The following is a 1,421-nucleotide window of genomic DNA, read 5'->3' as shown; positions in this document are numbered from 1 at the left end:
CGGAGGATCTGGAGAAAGCCAAGAAGAAATTCAAACCAGAGCAAACATGGGGGATCTTCGATGGACATAGCTTGAATGCTAAACTGACTTTGCTGCCGCTACAGGTATACATACATGGTCAGGTTTTTGATATGGGGGGCATTGCCGGTGTGGCAACGTGGCCGGAAAAGCGTCGCGAGGGTATGGTTTCACGTTTGTTGACGCATTCGCTTGAAGAGATGAGGTCTGCGGGACAAAGCCTTTCATTTTTGCATCCATTCTCCTTTGCCTTTTATCGTAAGTTTGGATGGGAAACGTATACTGAGTACAAAAAATACGTCATTCCGATTGAAAAATTTCCTGCTAAATTTAAAACAAAAGGTACAGTCAAACGGGATGTCAAAAATATTTCAGAACTGAACCAAGTGTATCAATCATATGCTTCGCGCTATAATGGTACGCTGGTACGAGATAAGGCATGGTGGCAGGAACGGATTCTAAATGAAAACTATCGGACCGCCGTCTATTACACGGATGCAGGCGATCCTCAGGGATATGCATTATACAAAATAGAGGATAAACAGTTAAATTGTGATGAGTTGGTATATGAAAATGAGACGGCACGTCGGGCTTTGTGGACTTATTTTGCAAATCATGACTCGATGATAACCCAAGGTAAATTTATTTACGTTCCAGCAGATGATAATCTGCCTTATTTGCTCGATGATCCGCGGATTCAACAGGAAACAGTGCCTTATTTTATGGGACGTATTGTGGATGCAGTTGCTTTTGTACAGAGATACCCTTTTGAGCAGAGTGGAGAGGAAACAAGCCTGACCTTACAACTGACAGATCAATATGCTCCTTGGAATGAAGGAGTATGGAGATTAACGATTACTGCGGAAGGGCATGGACATCTGGACAGAGTGGATACAAGTAATTTATCTGACAATGCCACAGAAGCCGACTTGGAATTGGGGATTCAGTCATTGACGACTTTATTGCTTGGCTATCAGCAGGCTGACAATCTGTATAAGTGGGGGCGTATTGAAGGAAACAGTGAGTCTGTGGCTGCACTCAAACGTGTAATACCGATAAAACAAACGTTCTTATTGGACTTTTTCTGATAAGAGGTCTAAATTGGTTCTTCTTAATCTCCTCCTCCTTTTTAGACAAATCGTATGTGGTTGATCATAGCTATGCAAAGCTCTTTCCGTAATGGGGAGAGTTTTTTTGTTATTTGGTATAAAACATAATTAGATTGCGAAAAATGGTATTGACCCCTTGGCAAAAAAGAAATTTGTGCTATAATACGAATATAGTCAAAGAAAGTCAAAGTCAATTAGAACTAGTGTGAATCTAGAAATGTATTATGTTGGCTGTTTAAAACAATTTGACAGCAAAGAAGTATGAAAAGCCCGACATGATTTGCGTATAGTTAG

1 protein-coding gene is annotated in these 1,421 nt (G+C 40.7%); it reads left to right on the top strand.

All coding sequences use genetic code 11. The annotated features are described in order from the left end of the window. Window positions 1–1,106: GNAT family N-acetyltransferase (locus tag AC5V8P_RS25550; RefSeq protein WP_495474048.1), on the top strand; the 1,106-nt coding region annotated here is incomplete at its 5' end. Between the last annotated feature and the right edge of the window lie 315 nt (window positions 1,107–1,421).

The sequence above is a fragment of the Paenibacillus sp. N119s genome (assembly GCF_059447605.1).
Note: the sequence above shows the minus strand (reverse complement) of the source record. Positions and strands in the feature narration are given on the sequence as shown.